Annotated in this window: 21 protein-coding genes and 2 pseudogenes; 7 read left to right on the forward strand and 16 right to left on the reverse strand. The window is 69.9% G+C overall.

Annotation, left to right across the window (positions count from 1 at the left end; all coding sequences use genetic code 11):
* The 3 genes from AB0M76_RS02470 (at nucleotide 1) to AB0M76_RS02480 (ending at nucleotide 2431) form a co-directional block, all read left to right on the forward strand.
* The gene (locus AB0M76_RS02470) at nucleotides 1-927 is read left to right on the forward strand and encodes a thiopeptide-type bacteriocin biosynthesis protein (protein ID WP_365951128.1); all 927 of its coding nucleotides are present in this window, start codon (nucleotides 1-3) and stop codon (nucleotides 925-927) included.
* On the forward strand, nucleotides 924-2129 hold the full coding sequence (locus AB0M76_RS02475; protein ID WP_365951129.1) for a cupin domain-containing protein: 1206 nt from the start codon (nucleotides 924-926) through the stop codon (nucleotides 2127-2129). The genes AB0M76_RS02470 and AB0M76_RS02475 overlap by 4 nt, the downstream gene beginning before the upstream one ends.
* A gap of 113 nt (nucleotides 2130-2242) precedes the next feature.
* On the forward strand, nucleotides 2243-2431 hold the full coding sequence (locus AB0M76_RS02480; protein ID WP_365951130.1) for a hypothetical protein: 189 nt from the start codon (nucleotides 2243-2245) through the stop codon (nucleotides 2429-2431).
* 97 nt (nucleotides 2432-2528) lie between these two features.
* On the opposite strand, the gene AB0M76_RS02485 is transcribed toward AB0M76_RS02480, so the two are convergent.
* The 4 genes from AB0M76_RS02485 to AB0M76_RS02500 all read right to left on the reverse strand — a co-directional run bounded on the left by AB0M76_RS02485 (nucleotide 2529) and on the right by AB0M76_RS02500 (nucleotide 3983).
* Nucleotides 2529-2801, reverse strand: coding sequence for a hypothetical protein (locus AB0M76_RS02485; RefSeq protein ID WP_365951131.1), 273 nt, complete (start codon nucleotides 2799-2801; stop codon nucleotides 2529-2531).
* Between the two features lie 50 nt (nucleotides 2802-2851).
* Nucleotides 2852-3118: a hypothetical protein gene (locus AB0M76_RS02490; RefSeq protein ID WP_365951132.1), complete on the reverse strand. Its 267-nt coding sequence runs from the start codon at nucleotides 3116-3118 to the stop codon at nucleotides 2852-2854.
* Nucleotides 3119-3213: 95 nt separating this feature from the next.
* On the reverse strand, nucleotides 3214-3402 hold the full coding sequence (locus AB0M76_RS02495; protein ID WP_362630987.1) for a hypothetical protein: 189 nt from the start codon (nucleotides 3400-3402) through the stop codon (nucleotides 3214-3216).
* Nucleotides 3403-3407: 5 nt separating this feature from the next.
* The gene (locus AB0M76_RS02500) at nucleotides 3408-3983 is read right to left on the reverse strand and encodes a DUF5994 family protein (RefSeq protein ID WP_365951133.1); all 576 of its coding nucleotides are present in this window, start codon (nucleotides 3981-3983) and stop codon (nucleotides 3408-3410) included.
* Between the two features lie 295 nt (nucleotides 3984-4278).
* Between AB0M76_RS02500 and AB0M76_RS02505 the strand changes: the two genes are divergently transcribed.
* Nucleotides 4279-4782, forward strand: a complete 504-nt coding sequence (locus tag AB0M76_RS02505) for a DUF5994 family protein (RefSeq protein ID WP_365951134.1) — start codon at nucleotides 4279-4281, stop codon at nucleotides 4780-4782.
* A gap of 10 nt (nucleotides 4783-4792) precedes the next feature.
* Here the strand turns inward: AB0M76_RS02505 and AB0M76_RS02510 are convergent, their stop codons facing one another.
* Nucleotides 4793-5557, reverse strand: a complete 765-nt coding sequence (locus AB0M76_RS02510) for an alpha/beta hydrolase (protein ID WP_365951135.1) — start codon at nucleotides 5555-5557, stop codon at nucleotides 4793-4795.
* 411 nt (nucleotides 5558-5968) lie between these two features.
* Between AB0M76_RS02510 and AB0M76_RS02515 the strand changes: the two are divergent.
* A pseudogene (locus AB0M76_RS02515) lies at nucleotides 5969-6136 on the forward strand (DUF5994 family protein); the annotation flags it as partial.
* Between the two features lie 416 nt (nucleotides 6137-6552).
* On the opposite strand, the pseudogene AB0M76_RS02520 reads toward AB0M76_RS02515, so the two are convergent.
* The 4 genes and pseudogenes from AB0M76_RS02520 to AB0M76_RS02535 form a co-directional block, all read right to left on the reverse strand.
* Nucleotides 6553-6729, reverse strand: a pseudogene (locus AB0M76_RS02520) (response regulator transcription factor); the annotation flags it as partial.
* A 136-nt stretch (nucleotides 6730-6865) separates the two neighbouring features.
* Nucleotides 6866-8578: a glycerol-3-phosphate dehydrogenase/oxidase gene (locus tag AB0M76_RS02525; protein WP_365951136.1), complete on the reverse strand. Its 1713-nt coding sequence runs from the start codon at nucleotides 8576-8578 to the stop codon at nucleotides 6866-6868.
* A gap of 39 nt (nucleotides 8579-8617) precedes the next feature.
* Nucleotides 8618-10135, reverse strand: a complete 1518-nt coding sequence (gene glpK, locus AB0M76_RS02530; protein ID WP_365951137.1) for a glycerol kinase GlpK — start codon at nucleotides 10133-10135, stop codon at nucleotides 8618-8620.
* An 81-nt stretch (nucleotides 10136-10216) separates the two neighbouring features.
* Nucleotides 10217-11065 carry an MIP/aquaporin family protein gene (locus tag AB0M76_RS02535; protein WP_365951138.1) on the reverse strand — a complete coding sequence of 283 codons (849 nt, stop codon included), beginning with the start codon at nucleotides 11063-11065 and terminating at the stop codon, nucleotides 10217-10219.
* A gap of 305 nt (nucleotides 11066-11370) precedes the next feature.
* On the opposite strand from AB0M76_RS02535, the gene dhaK reads away from it, so the two are divergent.
* The gene (gene dhaK / locus AB0M76_RS02540; RefSeq protein WP_365951139.1) at nucleotides 11371-12375 is read left to right on the forward strand and encodes a dihydroxyacetone kinase subunit DhaK; all 1005 of its coding nucleotides are present in this window, start codon (nucleotides 11371-11373) and stop codon (nucleotides 12373-12375) included.
* A gap of 158 nt (nucleotides 12376-12533) precedes the next feature.
* Here the strand turns inward: dhaK and AB0M76_RS02545 are convergent, their stop codons facing one another.
* From AB0M76_RS02545 to AB0M76_RS02570, 6 genes are all read right to left on the reverse strand, one after another.
* Nucleotides 12534-12872 (reverse strand): MerR family transcriptional regulator, encoded by a 339-nt coding sequence (locus tag AB0M76_RS02545; protein WP_365951141.1) that lies wholly within the window; start codon nucleotides 12870-12872, stop codon nucleotides 12534-12536.
* 902 nt (nucleotides 12873-13774) lie between these two features.
* Nucleotides 13775-14089 (reverse strand): SCO5918 family protein, encoded by a 315-nt coding sequence (locus AB0M76_RS02550; protein ID WP_365951142.1) that lies wholly within the window; start codon nucleotides 14087-14089, stop codon nucleotides 13775-13777.
* Nucleotides 14090-14138: 49 nt separating this feature from the next.
* Nucleotides 14139-14543, reverse strand: coding sequence for a CBS domain-containing protein (locus AB0M76_RS02555; RefSeq protein ID WP_365951143.1), 405 nt, complete (start codon nucleotides 14541-14543; stop codon nucleotides 14139-14141).
* Between the two features lie 46 nt (nucleotides 14544-14589).
* A complete protein-coding gene (locus AB0M76_RS02560) occupies nucleotides 14590-16134 on the reverse strand; it encodes a DEAD/DEAH box helicase (protein WP_365951144.1) in 1545 nt (514 codons plus the stop codon).
* Nucleotides 16135-16452: 318 nt separating this feature from the next.
* The gene (locus AB0M76_RS02565; RefSeq protein WP_030362120.1) at nucleotides 16453-16656 is read right to left on the reverse strand and encodes a cold-shock protein; all 204 of its coding nucleotides are present in this window, start codon (nucleotides 16654-16656) and stop codon (nucleotides 16453-16455) included.
* 1120 nt (nucleotides 16657-17776) lie between these two features.
* Nucleotides 17777-20701 carry a BTAD domain-containing putative transcriptional regulator gene (locus tag AB0M76_RS02570; protein ID WP_365951145.1) on the reverse strand — a complete coding sequence of 975 codons (2925 nt, stop codon included), beginning with the start codon at nucleotides 20699-20701 and terminating at the stop codon, nucleotides 17777-17779.
* 342 nt (nucleotides 20702-21043) lie between these two features.
* Here AB0M76_RS02570 and AB0M76_RS02575 point away from each other — a divergent pair, with 342 nt between their 5' ends.
* Nucleotides 21044-21244: a hypothetical protein gene (locus AB0M76_RS02575; RefSeq protein ID WP_365951146.1), complete on the forward strand. Its 201-nt coding sequence runs from the start codon at nucleotides 21044-21046 to the stop codon at nucleotides 21242-21244.
* A gap of 354 nt (nucleotides 21245-21598) precedes the next feature.
* Here the strand turns inward: AB0M76_RS02575 and AB0M76_RS02580 are convergent, their stop codons facing one another.
* Entirely contained in the window at nucleotides 21599-22660 is a 1062-nt protein-coding gene (locus AB0M76_RS02580) for a serine hydrolase domain-containing protein (protein ID WP_365951147.1), read from the reverse strand.
* Between the last annotated feature and the right edge of the window lie 29 nt (nucleotides 22661-22689).

Below are 22689 nucleotides of genomic sequence, written 5' to 3' on the forward strand. Positions count from 1 at the left end.
ATGACGACGTGGACCTCCTGGCACCTGCACCTCGCGTCCGCCGAGCGGTCGCTGGGCGACCGGGTCGTCACCGACGTGGTGGGCCCGGCCATGGCCGAAGTGCCGTCCGGCAGCTGGTTCTTCATGCGTTACTGGCAGGGCGGGCCGCACATCCGTCTGCGCGTGCGCGACCTGCCCGCCGGGGCCGCCGCCGCACTGACCCGCACCGTCGAGCAGCGGCTCGCCGCCGCGAACACGCTCCTGCCCGGTGAGAAGCCCCTGGACTCCGCCCGGTTCGCCGTGCAGTCCCAGCGGCTGGCCACGGCGGGGGAGGGCGGCGTCCCCGTGGAGGAGCGGGACCTGATGCCGCCGGGCGTGTACGAGAGCCCGTACGTCCCCGAGTACGAGCGCTACGGCGGCGCCTCCGTCATCGCCGTCTCCGAGGCCCTCTTCGGCACCTCCAGCGAGCTGTGCCTGGCCTTCCTGCGCACCCGGCCCTCCGACAGGGCGCGTACGGCGCTCGCCCTGCGGGCCACCGCCGTCGCGGCGTCCGTGCTCGAGGCCTCCGCTTTCACCGCGTTCGGGGCCACCTCCTGGAACGACTGGGCGGGGCGGGCCGGCTACCCGGCGGCGGCGCTGAGCGCGCTGGAGGCGGAGTGCGTCCTCGCGGCCGACCGCCTCACCGCCGACGGCCACGACCTCATCGCCCGCGTCGCCGCCGCGCCGGGCCCCCTGCGCGCCTGGCAGGCCGCCCTGTCCGAGGCGGCTCTGCACCAGCTCGGCCCGGAGCAGGTGTACACGGCCCGGATCGTCTTCTCCCACGTCCACATGCTCCACAACCGGCTCGGCCTGAGCACGCTCGACGAGCTGCGCAGCTACCTCCTGCTGGCCCGCCAGGCCGGCCCCGAAGTCCCCACCCCCCTCCCGACCGCAGCGAGGACGGCATGACCACACCCAGCACCTCCCCCCTCTCCCGGCCGGCCTTCAGCGCGCTCGGCAGGCTGACCGCCGATCCCGAGGCCTTCCGCGCCAACCCCCCGGCCGAACCAGTGGTGTTCCGCGCCTCGGACCGGTTCGCGGACCTGTTCAGCTGGGAGGCCCTGGACGCCTCGCTGGCGGCGTCCGGCCGCCGGCTGCCCGACTTCCGGGTGATCCGCGACGGCGCCCAGATCGCCGACCAGCGCTACACCCGCGCCACGCTCATGTACGCGGACGCGCCGGACGTGCGCAAGACGACCGGCGAACTCGCCGAAGGCGCCTCCCTGGTGATGCAGGGCCTCCAGGAGTACAGCGAGCCCCTCGCCCGCTTCACCCGCGAGCTGGCCCACGACACCTCGCGCCCCGTGCACGTCAACGCGTACATCACCCCGCCCAAGTCCCAGGGCTTCGCCGCCCACTTCGACCCGCGCGACTCCTTCATCCTGCAGGTCGAGGGGACGAAGGTCTGGACCCTCCGGGAGCCCGTACTCCCGTCCCCCCTCGCCCACGAGTCCTGGGACCGGCTGCGCGAGCGCGGCGAGTGGACCACCGAGCGCCTGGACGCCATCGAGCCGTGGAAGGCCCTCACCCTGGAGCCCGGCGACGTGCTGTGGCTGCCGCGCGGCTGGGTCCACTCGGCGCGCAGCGAGGGCGTCTCCTCCCTGCACCTCACCCTCAGCCTGACGGCGTGGACCGAGCACTGGGCGGTGGGCGAGCTCCTCTCCCGCGTCGTCGAGGTGCCCGGCCGTACGACGTTCCCCGCGGACTTCGTGCGCGATCCGGGGACTGCCGTCGAGGCGGTGGCCGCCCTGCGCCGGGGGCTGGCCGACTGGTTCGCGGAGTCCTCCGACGAGGAGCTCGCCGCGGTCCTGCGCAAGGCCGCGATCCGGGAGTTCCCGGCGCCGCTGCGCCAGGTCTCGGCGGGCCTGGCCGACGACCGCCTGACCCCGGACACCGCTTTCACGGTCCACCGCGAGATCGTCCTCAGCGCCGTCGAGGACGGCAAGCACCTCCTCCTCCACCTGGCCGACCGGGTACTGACCCTCCCCGCGGCCGCCGCCCCGGTTCTCGCCGAGCTCCTGGGCCGCCCCCGGTTCACCCTTGCCGAGCTGCCCGTGGCCGAGGATGTCGTCCGCCTGCTGTGGCGCGAGGGCCTCCTCTCCCGCGCCTGACCGACCCGCACCCCTCAGCCTCCGCGCGCCTGACCGACCCCCCCCGGCTCCGTGAGCCGTGCGCCCTCACCCGGCGCACGGCTCACGGACCGCCCCTCCCAAGGAGCCCCACAGTGAAATCCCGCGCCCTGATCACCGCCGCCCTGATCGTGGTCCTCACCCTGGCCGCCGTCGTCGCCATCGGTGCCCTGCCGCACGACATGCAGCCGATGCCCCGCATCCTCGTCCTGGCCGCCGGCATCACCACGGTGATCCTGGCCCTGCGCCGGCCCGCCGCACCGGACCGTAGAGCACCGCACTAGGTGTTGCGCTCTCTGGCGGCCACGAGAGCGATGTGGAGGACGCGGAACTGAAGCACTGGGTACCCACGTGCCAGGCCCTTCACGTGTGCAAGGGGATTCAGCCGCGCTCTTCCTCCTCGGCCTCCATGCGCCGGATTCCCTCGTGGGTGAGGGTGACCATCGAGGGGGTGTTGCCAGGCTCCCAGTCGACGGTGATCAGACCTTCGCCCGCCAGGTAGGTGCAGGCGGCGGCCAGGTCCTGTTCCGGTACGTGGAGGTCGCGCCGCAGCTGTGCTCCGGTGATGCCGAGGAGCCGGTTGCCTTCGACGGCTTCGTACAGGACCCGGAGCACCTGTTCGCGGTAGGTCTTGCGTTCCCGCAGTGTGGCCATGACCGCGTCCTTTCGTGTGCGGGAGCGGGCTCCGGGGCCCGTTGGGGCTCTCAGACCTCGTCGGAGTGGGCGCCGGTGCCGACGGGGGTCCTGCTGGTGGCCAGCCAGGGGCGGGCGGGGCCGGCGGGTGTTGCAGTGTCCACGGTGAGATGGAGGCGGGTGTCGCCGTCGAGGCCGGGATAGCTGCGCTGTTCCGTGCCCGCGAAGCAGTGGCGAAGCGCCTCCGCGACTGTTCGGGCGGCTTCGGGCGTGTGCGCGATGATCCGTACCTCGGCGTGCCCGAGCGATGGCAGTGTCTGGGTCTCGATGTACTTCACGTGGGCGTGGTTCCCTTCGGTGCGGGCGTGAGGCCGACGGGTCGGGGCGCCGTGGCGCCCCGACCGCTGCCCCCGGTCGGAGGAAGGTCTGTTCCTCACCGGTCGGCATCCGTGTGGTGGGCTCGACGACTGGTGTCGTCCGGCAGGCCGGGAGGTCTCGGCAGGGGGTCGCTGAAGTGGTAGGCCGTGATCCGCGCGTCGTGCTGGGCGTTGAGCAGGTGGATCCAGCGCATTCCGATGGCGATCGCGAGGATGGTCACCGCGATGAGGACGATGGTCTCCACGGAGCTCACCTCCAGCCCTTCGCGGGCAGCGGGAGGGCGCCTCGTCCCATCGGCTCTCCGAAGGGCGACATGCAGGCCCCGCCCTCGCCCTCCCAGGTGGCTTCCCGGCGGCGGGCGTCGCGGATGCCGCGCCCGATGACGGTTTCATTGGCCATCAGGACTGCAGCGGTGAGGCCGCTGCCCGGGGTCGCCGCGGCGGCCATCAGGCGGGCCGCAGCTGCGGGTGCGGTCTCGGGCGGGATGACGAGGAGGTCCCAGCGGCCGACGGTGTAGGAGAGCAGGATCAGCTTGTCGGGGTCCTGTTCGGTGAACCAGCCCACGTGCAGCACGCGCCCGTCCACGGCAACCGTGTGCGGTACGACGGGCCAGCGGGTGGGATTCACGGTGACGCGGGTGACGCGTCCCCAGGGTTCCTCCAGGGCGGCGGCGAGCGGTGGGAGCTCGGCTTCGAGGTCGCGGGAGTAGGGCCACCAGGCCCCGTCCAGCCGGCCGGCGAGCGTGGTCTTCGGGGTGAGGGACAAGCGAGCCGGGACTTCTGCGGCGAGGTCGCGGGGCGCGGTCCGGTCGAGGATGCTGGTCATGATGCGGACCTGCCCCCGGACTGCCCGTCGGCAGCCCGGTTTTTAGGCGATCGCCGGAAATGACACCCGCATGAAAGCCGGTGTGCGAAGTACTCCCGGTGCTCTCACCGTACACCTGTTCGGCGGGCCATGGTCGATCTGACCAGGTATTTTCCGGCGGACGGTGGAGCGGGCGGCGGGAGTACCGTGAAAGGACGACAGGCCCGCACACGTCGCCCGACCGGCACCGGCACCGGCACCGGTGCCGACCTGCGGCGCAGTACGGCCGCACCCGTAGACGGGCGGGCGAACCCACATGGCCGACTCCGACATCCCCCGCCCTTCCCCGCTGCTCCTGCCGGATGAGATCCACCAGGCGGTCAAACCGGGTACGGCCTTGCTGCGGCTGGAGACCACGCGGTCCAGGGAGGGACTTCTGGACGGTGCGTGGTGGCCGCGCACCCGCGACATCGAGACCGAGCTGCCGGCGCTGATCAGCGTGTTGACGGGGCATCTCGGGCCGATCACCCGGGTGGGCGTGGACGCGTCCGCCTGGAACGGCCTCCCGGCCCGCCTGGTCATCGACGGTCAGGTCGTGCACCTAGACTCCGACCCGGTCGGCGACGACACCGTCCTCATCACTCGCGGCCACAACGACCACTTCGCGCTGCTGGTGGTTCCCCCGGACACCACCGCCGAAGCCGCCCGCGAAGCAATGGCCCGTGCCGTCCGCGCCGACAACATCACCCAGGCCGCTCAGATCCTCATCGCCACCACACCCGAACCCACGGACGGCGGCTCCGCCGACCCGGCGGCCTGATCCCGAAGCCTCAGCGGCCGAGGTACCGCTCGACGGCCGCGGCGACGGCCTCGGGGGACTCCTCCGGCGCGTAGTGCCCTGTGTCCGGGAGCACCTCGAGCTCGGCATTCGGGTACCACTGCATCCAGGTGGCCCGCATGGCCTCGGGCCCCAGCGCGGGGTCGTTCGCACCGGCGAGGAGGAAGACCCGGGCCGGGTTGTCCTTCACCCGCTCGTGGAAGTCGACGCCCGCCCAGGAGTCCAGATAGGCGCGGAAGGCTGCCGCCGACGAATGCGCCACCGAGCGCCCGGCCATGGCATCCAGCCAGGCGTCGTCGTGCAGCCCGCCGGTGGTGTAGTCGATGATCGCCCTGCGGTTGCCCGGATTCTCCGCGGCACCGGCGAACAGCTCCCGGGTCTCCCCTTCGAGCGGGAAGCCGGATGCGGGCACCGCTGAGATGCCGATGATCGAGCGGATCCGCGACGGGGCGTCCAGCAGCATCAGCTGGGCCGCCTTGCCGCCCATGGAGTGGCCGATGACCGAGAAGGATTCCCAGCCCAGATGGTCGGCTACGGCCAAGGCGTCCTCGGCGACCTCGTCCATCGTGAACGCGCCGTCGGAGTCGATCGCCTCGCCGTACCCGCGGCAGTCCACAAACGCGTAGCTGAACGCGTCCCCGTTCAAGTACTCGCGCATCGGGTCGAAGCTCGACCGGTCGCCGAACCAGTTGTGCAGTAGGAGGGATCGTTCGGAGCCGGTGCCCAGTACGTCGTGCGGAATGACCTGTCCTGCCACAACATCCCCTACATCAGGTGGTCGCGTACGGCCGGCGGTCGCCGGCGATCAAGTCTCGCGATCTCTGGAGGACGAGGGCGGTGCGACACCCCGCGCCGCGGGCATTTCGCTGTCGGTCCGGACCCGGAGAGCAGGGACAGGAATTCCTGCCGGAATGCAGCCGAGAGTCTCGCCGGGTGGCGGTTGGCGATCAAGTCTCGCGACTGCCGAAGCCCGGGTCGACGCGCCGCGCACGCGGACCGGCGGAGCTGACTGGGGCGGCCTCCATGAATCTCGGGTTGAGGCCTCGCAATCGGAGCGGTGCCCCGACTGCTACGAGCGACGGTGCCACAACGACCCCGGCACATTCACACGCCGGGGCCGCCCTTCCGGTCGCCGCACGTGAGAGTGCATTGACCTACTTGCCATGGTATGCCCGTGGCGTATCTCCGGCATCAGGGCCTTTTCGCGCGATGCGGGCCGATCACCCGGGTGGGCGTGGACGCGTCCGCCTGGAACGGCCTCCCGGCCCGCCCGGTCATCGACGGCCAGGTCGTGCACCTCGACTCCGACCCGGTCGGCGACGACACCGTCCTCATCGTGACGGTGGACCGGCCGGGCTCCGGGTGTGTGGTGCGCTGGTCAGAGCCCCTCGTCGTGCAGGTCCTCTTCGCGCAGCAGGTCGTCCTCGCGGCGGCGCGAGGCCTCCTTCTGGCCGGGCTTCTGTCCCTTCTCGCGGGACTGCCTGCCCGGCTGGGGCTGCGCGGGGTCTCCGGGGCGGCGATGGTGTTCCTGCGCCTCGCGGCCCTTGCCCGGCTCCTGACGCTTCTCCTGCGAACCGTCCATGACGCCGACTCCTCTTGATGCGTGGGGTACGGATTCCTCTCGGATCACGCTGACACGCACAGCGGCGGTCTGCATCATGTCGACCGCGAAGCGAGGCACACGGATGACGCCCTTCCCCTTTGCCGGCCGCTGCTTACCAGTTCCTACTGGCACACGCCCTGGCACACGCCGAGAAGACTGACCTGGACGAGGCTCTGGGCGGACCGCAGTCGCCTGGTCGCCTCGATGCCGTCCACATCAGGCATTCGCACGTCCATCAGTACGACGTCGGGGCGTAGCCGTTCGACCATGGGAAGCACCTCAGCGCCGTCGGCGGCCTCGCCGACGACGTCGAGGTCGGGCTTGGCCGATGAGTTGAGGCCACCCGCAGGCGGCTATCGCAGGGGATTGCGTCCGCAAGCGGATCGATCAGATGCCGTGTGGCAGGCGTCCGCCGGCGCGAGGGGCCGGCGTCCGCCGTGGCGGGCCCCCGCGTGCGGCCGTTCAGTTCACCGGGATGATGTCGGGGGCGCCGAGCCGCACCGCGTCGGCGGTCCGGTCGTCCGGCTGCTGCTGGGCCTCGCGTTCGGCGGCCACGCGCTTGAGGTAGTGGTCGACCTCGCGGTCCCGGTGCGCCCGGTCCCATCCCAGGTGGGGCGCCATCAGCTGGGCCACGGTCGGCGCCGCGTCCACCCCGCGGTCCCAGGACTCGATGGAGATCCGGGTGCGCCGGGCGAGGACGTCCTCCAGGTGGCGGGCTCCCTCGTGGGTCACCGCGTACACGGCCTCGACCCTCAGGTAGTCGTCGGAGCTCGGCAGTGCCTCGCCGAGCGCGGGGTCGGCCGCCACCAGGGCGAGCAGTTCGGGCGCCAGGGAGCCGTAGCGGTTCAGGAGGTGCTCGATGCGGGCGACATGGAGCCCGGAGCGTTCGGCAAGCCGGTGCCGCGCGTTCCACAGCGCCGGGTAGCCGTCGGCGCCCAGCAGCGGAACGCGGTGCGTGACGCAGTCGGGGACCTTCTCGTCCAGGGCGCGGGCGGCCTCGTCGACCGCGTCCTTGGCCATCACCCGGTACGTGGTGTACTTGCCGCCCGCCACCACGACGAGTCCGGGCACAGGATGGGCGACGAGGTGCTCCCGGGACAGCTTGCTGGTCTCCGCAGCCTCGCCGGACAGCAGGGGGCGCAGGCCGGCGTAGACGCCCTCGACGTCCTCGGGGACCAGGGGGGTGGCCAGGACGCTGTTGACGTGTTCCAGCAGGTAAGTGACGTCCTTGGAGCTGAGGGCGGGGTGGGCCTTGTCGAGTGTCCAGTCCGTGTCGGTGGTCCCGATGATCCAGTGCCGGCCCCAGGGGATGACGAACAGCACGCTCTTCTCGGTGCGCAGGATCAGACCGGTGCGGGAGTTGATGCGGTCACGGGGGACGAGCAGGTGGACGCCCTTGGAGGCGCGGACGTGGAACTGGCCGCGGGTGCCGGCCATGGCCTGGGTGTCGTCCGTCCACACTCCGGTCGCGTTGATGACCTGCTTGGCCCGCACCTCCGTCTCGTCGCCGCTCTCCAGGTCCGTGACGACGGCGCCGACCACCCGCTCGCCCTGTCGCAGGAAGCGGCTGACGCGGGTGCGGTTGGCGGTCAGTGCCCCGTACGAGGCGGCCGTACGGGCGAGGAACAGGGTGTGCCGGGCGTCGTCGACCTGGGCGTCCCAGTACTGGATGGCGCCCACCAGGGCGTCGGAGCGCAGGGCAGGCGCCTCGCGCAGGGCCCGGTGCCTGCTCAGGTGGCGGTGGTGGGGCAGGCCTCCGGAGGTGCCGGAGGCCCGGGCCATCGCGTCGTACAGCAGCACGCCGCTGCCGACGTACGGGCGCTCCGTGACGCGGTGTTGCAGGGGGTAGAGGAACGGCACCGGACGTACCAGGTGGGGGGCGAGGAACCGGAGCAGGAGGCCCCGTTCCTTGAGTGCTTCGGCGACGAGGCGGAAGTCGAGCATCTCCAGGTAGCGCAGGCCGCCGTGGATGAGTTTGCTGGAGCGGCTGGACGTACCCGAGGCCCAGTCGCGGGCTTCGACGAGTCCGACGCTCAGGCCCCGGGTGGCAGCGTCCAGGGCGGCCCCGCTGCCGACGACGCCGCCTCCGACGACGAGGACGTCGAGTTCGCCCTGTCCCATGTCGGCGAGGGCCTGTGTGCGGGCTTGGGGTGAGAGGGCCACCGGATCGACCATGGTCTCCTCCTCAGTGCTGCGGGCGCGCGCGGCCGGAACCTATTCGACCTTGGCCCAGTCGAGCGTGCGCTCCACCGCCCGCTTCCAGCCCTCGTACCCTTCCGCGCGCCGTTCCTCCGACCACTCGGGCATCCAGCGCTTGGACTCCTGCCAGTGGGTGCGCAGTTCGTCCGTGTCGCGCCAGAAACCGGTGGCGAGCCCGGCCGCATAGGCGGCGCCGAGGGCTGTGGTCTCGGCGACTACGGGACGGCTGACCGGTACGCCGAGGACATCGGCCTGGGTCTGCATGCACAGGTCGTTGGCCGTGACTCCGCCGTCGACCTTGAGCACGTCGAGGTGGACGCCGGAGTCCTGCTCCATGGCTTCCACCACGTCGCGGCTCTGGTAGCAGATGGCCTCCAGGGTGGCCCGCGCCAGGTGTCCGTTGTCGTGGTAGCGGGCCAGACCGACGATCGCGCCGCGGGCGTCGGAGCGCCAGTACGGGGCGAACAGGCCGGAGAAGGCGGGCACGAAGTAGATGCCGCCGCTGTCCTCGACGGTCCTTGCCAGACGCTCGCTCTCGGCGGCGTCGCCGATGATCTTCAGCTGGTCGCGCAGCCATTGCACGGCGGATCCGGTGACCGCGATGGATCCTTCGAGGGCGTAGATCGCGGGGGTGTCGCCGAACTGGTACGCCACGGTGGTCAGGAGGCCGTGCTGCGAGCGGACCAGCTCCGTCCCGGTGTTGAGCACCAGGAAGTTGCCGGTTCCGTACGTGTTCTTCGCCTCGCCGGGCGCGTAGCAGACCTGCCCGACGGTGGCCGCCTGCTGGTCGCCGAGGACACCGGTGATGGGAATGGCCTCGCGCAGCGGCCGGGAGGTGCGGGTCTGTCCGTACGCCTCCGGGTGGGAGGAAGGGTTGATGGTGGGCAGCATGGCCCGGGGTACGCCGAAGAAGCCGAGCAGTTCGTCGTCCCAGTCGAGGGTCTCCAGGTCCATGAGCATGGTGCGGCTGGCGTTGGTGACGTCGGTGGCGTGGACGCCGCCGTCGGGTCCACCGGTGAGGTTCCACAACACCCAGCAGTCGGTGTTGCCGAAGAGGGCGTGGCCCTGCTCGGCGGCCTCCCGCACGCCGTCGACGTTCTCCAGGATCCATTGGATCTTGCCGCCGGAGAAGTAGGTGGCCGGTGGCAGCCCCGCTTTACGGCGGATGACGTCGCCCTGGCCGCCGCGCTCCAGTGCAGCGGCGATGGAGTCGGTACGGGTGTCCTGCCAGACGATGGCGTTGTAGTACGGGCGGCCGGTGCGGGGGTCCCAGACGACGGTCGTCTCGCGCTGGTTGGTGATGCCGACGGCCGCCAGGTCGGAGGCGTCGAGGTTTCCGTGCCGGAGGGCGTTCTGGATCACCGAGTTGGTGCGTTCCCAGATCTCCACCGGGTCGTGTTCGACCCACCCCGAGCGCGGGAGGATCTGGGAGTGCTCCAGCTGGTGCCGCGCCACCTCGTTGCCGGCGTGGTCGAAGATCATGAAACGGGTGCTCGTGGTCCCCTGGTCCACTGCGCCGACGAAGTCAGCCATGGGGTGCCGCCTCCTCTTGGGATGCCGTGTGGGGCCGTCGTCCGGGACGGGACGGGCGGTGTCCGCCCGCCCAGGATCAGGTCAGCTCTCGTCCGGTGCCGGGACGCGTCCGGGAGGCTCCGGTTCGGCGGTCGGCAGGAACCGGCCGATGAGCAACTTGTAGATACCCGCTCCCAGCACACCGCCGATGAACGGGCCGATGATCGGCACCCAGAAGTAGAAGTTGCCGTACTGATCTCTCCATGCCGTGCCGTATCCGGTGAGGAAGCTGGCCAGACGGGGGCCGAGGTCACGGGCCGGGTTGATCGCGTACCCGGCGTTGGTGCCCCATGCCATACCGATCGCCACGACGATCAGGCCGACGATGAACGGGGCCAGGTTGGCGCCGGGAGGCGTGCTGAGCAGGTCCGTGACCGCGAAGATCAGCAGGAGCAGGATCGCGGTGCCGATGATCTGGTCGCGCAGTGCGCCCCACTCCGTCACCGGCAGGTTCGGGTTTCCGTTGGCCGGGAGCGTGGAGAAGACACCCTGCGTCTTGATGGTGTGGCCGGGGTCGGCCTTCGCCAGCGCCTCGGTGTAGTTCCAGCGGACGATCAGGGCGGCAACGAAGGCTCCGGCGAGCTGGGCCAGTGCGTAGGGGGCCACCCTGCTCCACGGGAAGCCCTTGAAGGTGGCCAGGGCGACGGTCACCGCGGGATTGAGGTGGGCGCCGCTCAGCCTTGCCGCAACGTAGACGCCCAGGGTCACGCCGAGACCCCAGGCCCAGGCGATGCTGTCGTGGTTTCCGAGGCCGCCCGCCGGGTCCGTCAGGGCTCCGCCGGCTACCACCTGGGCCACGACACCACAGCCGAAGAGAATAAGGATCATGGTGCCTGCGAATTCCGCCGACAGTTCGCCGACCAGCCCTGATGCTTTGAGGCGCTCCTTCATGGGTGCCCGCTTCCCGCCGGTCCGAAGACCGGCATTCGACTGCCCCGAGCCCCCCGGTTCAGCGTAAGACGAGTCGCCCGTACCGGAAAGGCGAGGGCGGTCCGGTCCCGCGGAGGCCGGTGCCCGCTTCGGGTTCCTCGATCCTTCTCCGAGGCGGTCGCCCGAGTTCTCGCGGATGTCCGCGGCGTGGCAGCACACTGTTCGTATGGCGTGCCCTCGCTGACGCGCCTGTCCGGCGCGCGGCGCTCGGTGCTCCGTGACGGCGCCGGGCCGCTCAACCGCCGGCTCCGACCGGGAGGCACACGATGAAGATGTTGATCAACACTCCGCAGACCGTGGTCGCGGACGCCCTGCGAGGGCTGGCCGCGGCCCACCCGGAACTGGACGTGGACGCCGACGCCCGGGTCGTCGTACGGCGGGACGCGCGGCAGGGCGGGCGGGTCGGTCTCGTATCCGGTGGCGGCTCCGGACATGAGCCCTTGCACGCCGGCTTCGTCGGACACGGAATGCTGTCCGCCGCCTGTCCGGGCGAGGTGTTCACTTCCCCCGTGCCCGACCAGATGGTGCGGGCGGCCAAGGCCGTGGACTCCGGCCAGGGGGTGCTGTTCGTCGTCAAGAATTACACCGGGGACGTACTGAACTTCGACATGGCCGCCGAGCTCGCCGAGGAGGACGGCATCCGGGTCGAGCGGGTGCTGGTCAACGACGACGTCGCCGTGACCGACAGCCTCTACACCGCCGGGCGTCGCGGCACGGGGGCCACGCTCTTCGTCGAGAAGATCGCCGGGGCGGCGGCGGAGGAGGGCGCGCCGCTGGAGCAGGTCGCCGCAGTCGCCCGGCGGGTCAACGAGGCCTCGGGCAGCTTCGGCGTGGCGCTGAGCGCCTGCACCACCCCCGCCAAGGGCAGTCCCACCTTCGATCTGCCGGACGGCGAGCTGGAGCTGGGCATCGGGATCCACGGGGAGCCGGGCCGGGAGCGGCGCCCGATGATGCCGGCGGGGAAGATCGCGGAGGTCGCGGTGGGTTCCGTGCTGGACGACATGGCGAACGCGGCCCCTGTCGACGGGCCGGTACTGGCCCTGGTGAACGGGATGGGCGCGACGCCGCTGCTGGAGCTGTACGGCTTCCACGCGGAGGTGGCCCGGGTGCTGGCGGCTCGGGGCGTCCCGGTGGCCCGCACCCTCGTGGGGAACTACGTCACCTCGTTGGACATGGCGGGGTGCTCGGTGACACTGTGCCAGGCCGACGAGGAAATGCTGCGGCTGTGGGACGCGCCGGTGCAGACGGCAGCACTGCGTTGGGGCCGCTGACCCCCCAGGCGGTCTCCCGCCGGGCACCCGCCGGGAGCCGGAGATGGGCTCTGACCGGCGTGCCGTCCGACCGCACGTAGTCCCTGATCCGGGTGGGGCTCTCGCAGGGTGGTCGTTGACCGTTTGCGACGGACCGCACATCTGGTGGCTCGCTTACCTCAGGTCGAAGCCGGTGGAGCGGAAGATCCGCCGGCGCGGCGGTATTCGGCGTTGATGCGTTGGGCTTCTTCGAGTTGGTCTTCGAGGATGATGATGCGGCAGGCGGCGTCGATCGGGGTGCCGTGGTCGACGAGTTCGCGGGCGCGGGCAGCGATGCGCAGCTGGTAGCGGGAGTAGCGGCGGTGACCGCCGTCCGAGCGGAGCGGGGTGATGAGGCGGGCCTCGCCCAGGGCGCGGAGAAAACCTTGGGTGGTGCCTACCATCGCTGCGGCCCGGCCCATGGTGTAGGCGGGGTAGTCGTCGTCGTCGAGACGGCCGAACGAGTCGTCTGCTGTCATTGAACCTCTCTCTGGAACGCGTGGAGGGGCCCTGGTGCCTATGGCACCAGGGCCCCGAAGGAACTAATACACCATCTGCCGGCCCTCATACTGCGCCGGCCTTCTGTGGTCGCAGACCCGACTCATGCGTGATCGGGGTGCGGGGATCGCGGTTGCTTGACCGGAGACCACCTCACTAACGATGTCCTGCGGTACCCGGGCTTCGAACTGCCAGCCCGGGCGATCCTGATGGCGCTAAGCTCCTCCGTTCTTCCCTCGGTGATCAACTACTTACCAAGCGGGAACTGCGTACTGATGGTGATGCTTACTGCTGGTACTGCTGGTACTGCGTACTGCTAACCGCTTGTACTGCTCGTGGCCTGACCTAGCGCCGCTCCGGCAGCCAGCCCCGTCGCCCGTCGTGCGTCTGCTCTGGCTTGGAACCCCACTGCCGAACTTCCCGGTGCGCGCGCCCGCAGTCGACGCCTTCACCGAGGTGCTGCTCACTGACTCACTGCTGGGTACTGCTCGTGGTGGCCCCTGATTACTGCGGGCCACCCGGTCCGGTCGTCAGTACCGTCGCCGTCCTGCACCAGCCCTGGCTTCGGAACTCCACCACCGCACCGTTCTGCGCACTGCAACTACGGGTAATGCGTGGACTGCTGCCTGGCAGTTCATCTCTGCCCGGCCCTGCTGTCTCTCTGGGCTACGAGAGAAACCATAACCATGCCACCGCCCAATGTCTACTTCAGTCAGGATAGATTTTTGAGTGCGTGTCGCTGAGGTAATCGGGTTCTGTCGGGTTGAGTAGCTGAAGGCCGGTCCGGCCCACCCATCCCTGCGGGTACGCGAAGAGGGCCCGACCGGCGTGCCGGTCGGGCCCTCTTCGCTGTTCGGGCGGCGGTATGCGCCGGGCCCGCCGGTCAGGCGGTCACGGGGGTGCCGAGCATCGCGGAGGCCCGCTGGAGCGGGCTGAGCACGCGCGTGGGCACGGCTGTCCGGGGAAGGCCGCCACGGCAGGTGAAGCCGAGCTGGGTCATGGCGCGGAGGACTTCGCCGACGCTGAAGTCGCGGCGGTCCTGGCGGGTGATGACCTGGCCGACCTGCTTGACGGGATAGATGCGGCGGCCGATGATCACGGACTCGCCGAGAACCTGCTCGGGCTTGATGCCCTTCATCGACTCCAGGACACCGCTCTTGGTCAGGTCGAACGGGAAGCGGGCGATGACACAGCGCATGATGCCTCACAGGGGGGAGAAGGGGACGGTCGTGCCGCGGTGAGACGGTTCAGCGGGCGAGGGCGAGGACGCCCAGGGCGCTTCCGTGCTCGTCTACGACGGGCAGGGCGGTGAGCCTGCGGTAGTGCATCGCGTGCTCGGCCTCGGTCATCGCGGTCATGGGCGAGGTGAACGGCCCGCGTTCGCCGAGGACATCGCGTACGCGGAGCTGGTCCGTGTACGCCGCGCCCTCGCGGACGGCGGTGAGCTGGGCCTGGGTGACCAGCCCGGTGCACAGGCCGTCCTCGTCGCAGACGAGCAGGTGATCCGTGCGGGAGCCGGCCATGACGGCCAGGGCCACCTCGACGGTCATGTCGTCGCATACCTGCAGACCGGCCGCTTCCATGACCTCGTCCACCGTCCGGTGGACGAGGTCGGCATGCGCGGAGCGTGGCTGCATCTGGACGAACGTCAAAAGGTGCCTCCTGCAGAGATGGGCCAGTTTCCGGATCACGTGGTTCTCAGGCCGCCGCATCGAAGGCGGACTGCCGCGCGCTCGCGCGCCGGGCGGCCGAAGCAGGCCCGCGGCGACCGCGGGAGGCCGTGCTGCGCTTGGGTCGCTCGGACACCGGTGCGGTGATGGTGACCGGAATGCCGGAGGGCGCCTGGGCGCCGGTGATGCGGTTCAGGGCCTCGTCGCCCGAGCGCACCTGGGTGGTTTGCGGGACGATCCCGGCGGCCTGCATGAGGCGTGCCATCTCGCGGCGCTGGTTGGGGGTGACCAGGGTGACGACGCTGCCGGACTCGCCGGCGCGGGCGGTGCGGCCGCCGCGGTGCAGGTAGTCCTTGGGGTCGGTCGGCGGGTCCACGTTCACGACGAGGTCGAGGTTGTCGACGTGGATGCCACGGGCGGCGACGTTCGTGGCGACCAGGACGGTGACGTGTCCGGTCTTGAACTGGGCCAGGGTCCGGGTCCGCTGGGGCTGGGACTTGCCCCCGTGCAGGGCGGCGGCGCGGACCCCGCTGTTGAGAAGGTCCTGTGTGAGACGGTCCACGGCGTGCTTGGTGTCGAGGAACATGATCACGCGGCCGTCGCGGGCGGCGATCTCGGTGGCGGTGGCCTGCTTGTCGGTGCCGTGGACGTGCAGGACGTGGTGCTCCATCGTGGTGACCGCGCCCTGCGAGGGGTCGACGGAATGCACGACCGGGTCGGTCAGGTAGCGGCGGACCAGCAGGTCGACGTTGCGGTCCAGGGTGGCGGAGAACAGCATCCGCTGACCTTCGGGGCGCACCTGGTCGAGGAGCGCGGTGACCTGCGGCATGAAGCCCATGTCGGCCATCTGGTCGGCTTCGTCGAGGACGGTGATGGCGACCTGGTTCAGGCGGCAGTCGCCGCGGTCGATGAGGTCCTTCAGCCGGCCGGGCGTGGCGACGACCACTTCGGCCCCGGCGCGCAGCGCACCGGCCTGGCGGTGGATCGGCATGCCGCCGACCACGGTGGCCAGGCGCAGCTTGACCGCCCGGGCGTAGGGGGTGAGCGCGGCCGTGACCTGCTGGGCGAGCTCACGCGTCGGTACGAGGATCAGCGCGAGTGGCCGACCCGGCTCGGAGCTCTGGCCGGCCGTACGGGCCAGCAGCGCGAGGCCGAAGGCCAGGGTCTTTCCGGAGCCGGTGCGGCCGCGGCCGAGGACGTCACGGCCCGCGAGGGTGTTGGGCAGGGTGGCGGCCTGGATCGGGAACGGCGTGGCCATGCCTTCGCGGCCGAGTGTGGTCAGCAGCTGGGCCGGCATGTCGAGGTCGGCGAAGGCATCGACGGCGGGCAGTGCCGGGGTGATCGTCTTCGGCAGGGCGAACTCGCCCTGGACCGCGGCGGGCCGGCGGCCGTATCCGCCCGAGCGGCTCGGACCGCCGGAACGGCTCGGACCGCCGGAACGGCTCGGACCGCCGGAACGGCTCGGGGTCGAAGAGCCGAAACGGCTGCCCCGCTCCGAACCGGCGCCGGCACCGAAAGCGGGGCCTCCGGTACGGCTGCGGTAGGAGCGCTCGTTTTTACGTGTGGGGTTCATTCGGAATCTTCCTTGATACGGCGCGTATCAAGGAATTCCCGCAACGTAGGAGCTGCGCAGGGAATTGCGAGAACGGGCCGAATGGAATGCGGAAGCGGATCTGGCGGACAGGGAATCTGTACCGGCTCAGACGCTGAAATAAGGTGGCGTCATATGGACGCGACAACCAAAGTGATTAACTTGTGTGCAGGCCTCGAGAGGGCCAGCCGGCCGGATCTCCATGCCCAATACCGCGGGTGACCGCACCGCGGGAAATGCATGCAGCTGGGGCCCGCACCCCGAGGGATGCGGGCCCCAGCTGCAGAATGCGCGTCAGCGTCAGGCGGGAACGATGTTCTCGGCCGTCGGGCCCTTCTGGCCCTGAGCGATGTCGAAGGTGACCTTCTGGCCCTCGAGCAGCTCACGGAAACCCTGGGTGGCGATGTTCGAGTAGTGGGCGAACACGTCAGGGCCGCCACCGTCCTGCTCGATGAAGCCGAAACCCTTTTCCGCGTTGAACCACTTAACGGTACCAGCAGCCATGTCTTATCTCCTTTGGGGCAATACAGCAGCGTCCGAACTGTACGGACGCCGTGTCGCCGCGATGATGCCCCGCCCGGAAAATGACCGGGAAATACAAAGCGCTTCCATGTGGCATGAAGTCCGAACTGGAGGCGCTTGAAATTCTTGGGTACCAAAACTGCAACCGAGATCGACAGTAGCACGCTGCAGTGGCTTGTGTGCGCTGAATATTTCCGTCTGCTGCGTTGCGGTAGAAACTCTCCCCGCGGGATCCATTAAATTCTCAGGCCGCGGTGACAGATATTGATTCACCCCGGGTGCAGCGTTTCCAAGTGCTCGCCCCGGCTCCAGGATGCGGCAGCGAGGTCGTCGCGAAGTTGGCTGGTCGAGGACGTATGGGGGACGGGTGCCGACGTGGCGGACCGCTGGGGCAGTCCACGCAGTGGTGAGGTCCCGTGCGGCAACGAACGCGAAGTCGTTGTTGTGGAGGCGGTCGGGGTGCCCGGCGCGGGCTCGGCGGTTACGCGGTCCTCCCGTGCGCAACTGCTTGATCGGGCAGCTCCCGACGGCCGGGGCGCCTGGGGTTGGCGAGGCTGTCGCGCCATCGCGAACCGGGTAGCGCGGGCGGGGTGGTTGACCGTCCGCATCTCAGGGTGCGAACGGGCTGCTCGTGGTTCGAGACGGCATCGCGCTCGTGGGGGTGCAAGTGGTGCGCGAAGACGCTTCCAAGCAGGGCATTCCGGCGAGTTGGGGCACGCGGAGGGCGCGGCGAGGCCCGAGAGGTCTGGACAATGAAGAAGCCCCAGGTCGCTGACCTGGGGCTTCTCTCAAGAGCGGATGACGGGAATCGAACCCGCGCTATAAGCTTGGGAATCTACTGCGCGGACGGTCATCAGGCCATGCCTGACCTGCATAAACAGGGTTCGGTCGACCCTTTCCGAAGGGTCTTGAGTAGCCGGTTCTGACCGCTGTTGACCTGTCCTAAGGGCACGGCGGGGGCACGCCCTTCATGGGATCCCCTCGCAGAGATCGCGGACTGCTTGCGCCGCCCGCGCGTACTGGTTCCCGTTACCTGTGGAGACAGGGCGTTGCTCCCGCAAGCGATCAGCGGGACAAGGCGAGGATACTGCTGGATGGCATGTCAGACAGCGGAAGAAGCCTCTGTGGCAAGGAGCTCGCGCACGGAATCTACTTCTTGGGATCCAAGGTTTTGGAGGACCTCTAGTGCCTCCAGCCAGCATGCTTTCGCTCGGACCGGATGGCCCATCGCCCGCAGAGCCTTTCCGAGGACTATGAGGATGGTGGCCCGACGCCACTCACCGCCCATCGCTTTCAAGCCGAGGGCCTGCTCGGAGTGGGCGGCAGCCAGAACGGGTTGGTCCGCGGCGAGGTGTGTCTCGGCAAGGCGGTAATGGACGACGCCCTCCCAGAGGAGCTGGCGGTTGTCGTGGAAGAGCCTGAGAGCCTCGGTGAGCTGGTCGAGGGCTTCCCGGAGGTGGCCTGCCCGGGTGAGCGCAATCCCGAGAGCGTAGCGGCCGTTGGCCACGCGTAGGGTGAGGCCCATTCGGTCGTAGATGGCGATGCCCTGCTGGGCCAGGTCGATGGCGCTGTCGAGGCGACCTATCTCGACGTGAATCCGGGAAAGGTTGCACAGGGCGCTGGCCGCGCCTACTTCGTTGCCATCCTCGCGGAAGTTCTCGATAGCCTGCTGTAGATACCGCTCGCCGTCGGCGTAACGGCCCTGGTACAGGGCGATGATGCCGCGGTCGTTGGTGGCCCAGCAGTTGGGCAGGAGGTCTCCGGCTTCGTGGCCCAATGCGATGGCTTGGCGAGCCTCGTCGTCAGCCTCGGCGAAGCGGCCCGCAATGAGGTGGACGTTGGTGAGGGTGGTGCGGGCGCGGCCCTCGGCGTAAAGGTCGCCTGCTAGCTGTGCAGCGTCACGCACAGCCACGGCGGCGGACTCGTACTGGTAGGTCTTGGCCCCCGACTCGGCAATGTTTGTCGCCGCGCACAGCAAGTCCACGGCCCGGCGCAGCACGGGAGTGTCGGCGGTGTGTGCGGATGCCTGTCGAACGCAGGCGAGGAGTGGGTCCGCTTCGGCGTAAAGCCAGTCTTGGGCGGAGCGTGACTCGGTGAACACCAGCCCGGGGTAGCGGGTGGCGGACAAGTGGGCTACGAGCCGGTCGCCAGGCCGCTCTATCGCGTACGACGCGACGGCGGTGGCCAGGTAGAAGTCCAGGAGCCGGTCGAGGGCGGCGTCGCGCTCGGTCGGGGGCTGCTCGTCGCGCTCGGCGCAGGCCCGCGCGTAGAGCCGTACGAGGTTGTGGAAGCGGTACCGGCCCGGTGCGGCGGACTCCAGCAGGGAGCAGTCCACCAAAGTCTCCAGGAGTTCCTCGGCGTCGTACTCGGGCAGGTCGAGGGCCGCAGCCGCGGCGGACAGGGAGATATCGGGACCGTCGGCGAGGCCTAGGAGGCGGAAGGCGCGCGCCTGAGCCGGCTCCAGCTGGCCGTAACCCAGTTCGAAGGTGGCTTTGACAGCGAGGGCCCCTGCCTGGAGTTCGTCGAGGCGTCGGTGTTCGTCGGCGAGCTTGGCGGCTAGGACGGAGACGGTCCAGGTGCGGCGGGCAGCGAGCCGGGAGGCGGCGATGCGGATGGCAAGCGGCAGGAACCCGCAGGCGCCGACCACGTCGAAGGCGGCCCGGCGCTCGGCGTCCACCCTTTCCTTGCCGACGATGCGGGTGAACAGCTGCAGGGACTCCTCGGGGCTCATGACGTCGAGGTCCACGAGGTGGGCGCCAGGGAGGTCGGTCATGCGTACGCGGCTGGTAACCAGGGCGGCACAGCCTGGAGTGCCAGGCAGTAGCGGGAGGACCTGCATAGCGTCGTGGGCGTTGTCGAGGAGCACTAGGACGCGGCGGCCGTCGAGCGTCGAGCGGTAGAGCGCAGCCCGCTCGGTGGCGGAGTCGGGGATCGCGGTGTCGGGGGTGCCGAGGGCGCGCAGGAAGGCGCCGAGGACGGCGACGGGCTCGGCGGGGCGGGCCTCGGTGCCCTGGAGGTCGACGTAGAGCTGCCCGTCGGGGAAGTGCGGGCGCGCGGCGTGCGCGACGTGCACGGCGAGGGTGGTCTTGCCGACACCGCCGATGCCAGCGAGCGCGGAGACGGCCATGACCTGGCCCTCGGCAAGGATCTCGCCAAGTTCTGTCACGACAGCGGCGCGGCCCGTGAAGTCCGCGACGGTGAGGGGCAATTGGGCGGGCCTCACTTGTGCGGGCACGGCCGCCGGAGCGGGGTCCTCTATGCGGGTGAGTTCGGGGTCGGCATGCAGGATGCGCTGCTGGAGGGTGGAGAGTTCGGGGCGCGGGTCGACGCCGAGCTCGTCGGTGAGGAGCCGGCGGGTGTCGGCGTAGACGGCGAGGGCCTCGGCCTGGCGTCCGCTGCGGTAGAGGGCGAGCATCAGCAGTTCGCGCAGCCGCTCCCGCAGCGGGTGCGCGGCGGCGAGCGCGGTCAGCTCGGAGGTGGCCTCGGCGTGATGGCCGAGCTCCAGGTCGAGGTTGAGACGGGTCTCCAGCAGCTGGAGGCGCCACTCCTCAAGCCGGGTGCGCTCGGTTTCGGCGTGCGGTCCCGGTACGCCGGCCAGTGGTTCGCCGTCCCACAGGTCCAGGGCGCGGGCCAGCAGCTTGCGGGCGAGCACCCGGTCTCCGGTGTCACGGGCCCGTTCAGCTTCGGCGGTGAGATTGCGTGCAATGTCGAGGTCGAGTTCCCCCTCGCGGGGCAGTCGGATTGCGTAGCCGCCGGACTCGCTCACGAGGAGCCCAGGGTCTAGAGCCTTACGGAGCCGGGAGGCATAGGTGCGCAGAACGGCCAACGACTGTGGTGGCGGGTCCTCGCCCCAGAGCGCGTCGAGTAGTTCCGCAGGAGTGGCGGTGCGCCCGGCGTGCAGTAGGAGTACTGCAAGCAGTGCCCGCTGCTGGGGACTGCCGAGTGACAGAGGCTCGGAACCGCGCCAGGCTCGGAGCGGGCCGAGCACGGCGAAGCGCGGCCTCGCTTGGGCTGCTTCTTCCGCCATCTGTTCTCGCGCCCCCTAACGATCTCCTCGGCGTATGCAGGATGTACAGCGTTCGTATATCTCCGAAGGCCAGCATGGTTCTACTGACGTCCGACACCAGACTGCCCAGTCCGGCTTGCCAGCGTCGCAAAGGTACCCCGGGATGGCCTCCCGGGGCCTTTGGCATGTTTAAGTTTCCTCAACTCTATTGCCCAGGGCCGACTTTGGGCTACCGTCGAAGCGTCGTCACGACGTCGAAGGTGCCGAGGGGTCCTCTAGCCAAGGGCTTCGTCGAAGCAACGTCTACTACGTGCCGATGCACTTCCGGACTGGGCAATCGGACGTTAGGAGAGTTGCACTGTCATGCACTTCACGACTTCGTCGGTGGCGTTGCTCGCCGGCGTGATCGTTACGCTGGCTTACTTCGCGCTGGTGGGCTATTTGGTCAGGTCGCTGCGCAGTACCCGGCGGCTTCCCGCGGTCATTCTGGCCGTCTCGGGGCTGGTCGGAGCACTGCCGGCCATTCTCTACGCGCTCTATCGTGCGTTCAACGTGAACGCCTGAGCTCCTGGGGCCCCTACGTACCTTGAGCACCCCGATGGCTACGACGCGGTACGCGGCGTAGCCATCTTGCTGTTGTCTATCGGAGCGGACGTTGGAACGGTGCGCCGAGCGCCATGCTCGCTGCAAGAACCGTCTCCCGGATGCTGCGCAGCGTCACGGAGTTCCACGTCGGCCTCGGCATGGGGGTCCTCGGCGCACCCACTGCTCCGGCCGACGCCGACTTCGGGCCCCGGCCGGGTGGCCGGGCTCCCGCCGCTGGGCATCGGTCTCGCCCACCTCATCACCGGCTTGCTCATGCTGCACTCCGAAGCGGCCAGCCACTGACCGTCCTACATCAACGCGGCTTGGACCGCATCAACTCGGGTGGAGAGAGTTGGGCCTGCCGGGAAGCATCGCAGCCGTCCGAAACGCGTTGCGGACTTCCGTGAGGGGGTCCCGATCTCGGTTGAAGCGAAGCTTGTTGGTGAGGAGGACCGCCCAGCGGTGCTGCGCGGGGCTGACCCACATACCGGTGCCTGTGAAGCCGTAGTGGACCCAGATGTCTTGTTCAGGCGCGGTGCCGGGGGCCGGGTGCCAGAAGAGGCCGCGGGCAGGGGTGAGCCCGCCGGTGTGGATGTGGAGCGAGTCCGCGATCCAGGTCGGGCCGAAGGCGGCCTGGGCGGGGGCGAGCATGTGGCGGAGGAAGAGCGCGAGGTCGTCGAGGACGGAGAAGGTGCCGGCGATGCCGCAGACGCCGCCGAGGAGACGGGCGGAGAAGTCGTGGGCGGTTCCCTTGAGGTGGGTGCCGGTGGTGTCGTCGTACTCGGTGGGGGCGCAGCGGGCCGCCTCAGCATCGGGGAGTGGGCCGAAGCGGGTCCCGGTCATGCCTAGTGGGCGCCAGATCCGGTCGGCGGCGAGCTCGTCCAGGGGCTGGCCCGCGAGGTGCTCGGCGAGGTAGCCGAGGATGAGGGCGGCTCGGTCGGTGTACTCGACGGCTTCGCCGGGCGGGCGGTGGAGGGCCTCGTGGAGGACCCCGTCGCGGATGTCCTGGGGGTCGGTGCCGTAGAGGTTCTTGAGGTTGGCACGCAGGGGCAGCCCGGCGGTGTGGGTGAGCAGGTGATGGGTCGTGGCCTCGGCCAGGGGGTGACCCGTGACTTCCTCCCAGAAGGCGCCCAGGGGAGCGTGGAGCTGGAGTTTCCCCTCTTCCACGAGGGTGCCGATCGTGGACCAGACGGCAAGGATCTTGGTGAGGCTGGCCACGTCGAAGACGGTGTCCAGCCTCATCGGCTCGTCCGGCTGGGTGGGGTCGAGGAGGCCGACGGCTCCGCTGGCCTGGATGCCGTCGGAGTCCCCGACCGCCCACACCGCGCCGGGGTAGACCTCGTCTCGCACTCCGGTCTGCAGGAGGGCTTCGATCCGGTCGCTGGTGTGGATCATGGTCTCCCGATCGTCGTGGGTCGCGGGTG

Source organism: Streptomyces sp. NPDC051364, from assembly GCF_040682115.1.
In the GTDB taxonomy this organism is placed as follows: domain Bacteria; phylum Actinomycetota; class Actinomycetes; order Streptomycetales; family Streptomycetaceae; genus Streptomyces.

Coding starts and splice junctions, on each gene's coding strand:
- AB0M76_RS02470 (WP_365951128.1), top strand. CDS start 1: ATGACGACGTGGACCTCCTGGCACCTGCACCTCGCGTCCGCCGAGCGG.
- AB0M76_RS02475 (WP_365951129.1), top strand. CDS start 924: ATGACCACACCCAGCACCTCCCCCCTCTCCCGGCCGGCCTTCAGCGCG.
- AB0M76_RS02485 (WP_365951131.1), bottom strand. CDS start 2,801: ATGGCCACACTGCGGGAACGCAAGACCTACCGCGAACAGGTGCTCCGG.
- AB0M76_RS02500 (WP_365951133.1), bottom strand. CDS start 3,983: ATGACCAGCATCCTCGACCGGACCGCGCCCCGCGACCTCGCCGCAGAA.
- AB0M76_RS02505 (WP_365951134.1), top strand. CDS start 4,279: ATGGCCGACTCCGACATCCCCCGCCCTTCCCCGCTGCTCCTGCCGGAT.
- AB0M76_RS02525 (WP_365951136.1), bottom strand. CDS start 8,578: ATGGTCGATCCGGTGGCCCTCTCACCCCAAGCCCGCACACAGGCCCTC.
- glpK (WP_365951137.1), bottom strand. CDS start 10,135: ATGGCTGACTTCGTCGGCGCAGTGGACCAGGGGACCACGAGCACCCGT.
- AB0M76_RS02535 (WP_365951138.1), bottom strand. CDS start 11,065: ATGAAGGAGCGCCTCAAAGCATCAGGGCTGGTCGGCGAACTGTCGGCG.
- dhaK (WP_365951139.1), top strand. CDS start 11,371: ATGAAGATGTTGATCAACACTCCGCAGACCGTGGTCGCGGACGCCCTG.
- AB0M76_RS02545 (WP_365951141.1), bottom strand. CDS start 12,872: ATGACAGCAGACGACTCGTTCGGCCGTCTCGACGACGACGACTACCCC.
- AB0M76_RS02550 (WP_365951142.1), bottom strand. CDS start 14,089: ATGCGCTGTGTCATCGCCCGCTTCCCGTTCGACCTGACCAAGAGCGGT.
- AB0M76_RS02560 (WP_365951144.1), bottom strand. CDS start 16,134: ATGAACCCCACACGTAAAAACGAGCGCTCCTACCGCAGCCGTACCGGA.
- AB0M76_RS02565 (WP_030362120.1), bottom strand. CDS start 16,656: ATGGCTGCTGGTACCGTTAAGTGGTTCAACGCGGAAAAGGGTTTCGGC.
- AB0M76_RS02570 (WP_365951145.1), bottom strand. CDS start 20,701: ATGGCGGAAGAAGCAGCCCAAGCGAGGCCGCGCTTCGCCGTGCTCGGC.
- AB0M76_RS02575 (WP_365951146.1), top strand. CDS start 21,044: ATGCACTTCACGACTTCGTCGGTGGCGTTGCTCGCCGGCGTGATCGTT.
- AB0M76_RS02580 (WP_365951147.1), bottom strand. CDS start 22,660: ATGATCCACACCAGCGACCGGATCGAAGCCCTCCTGCAGACCGGAGTG.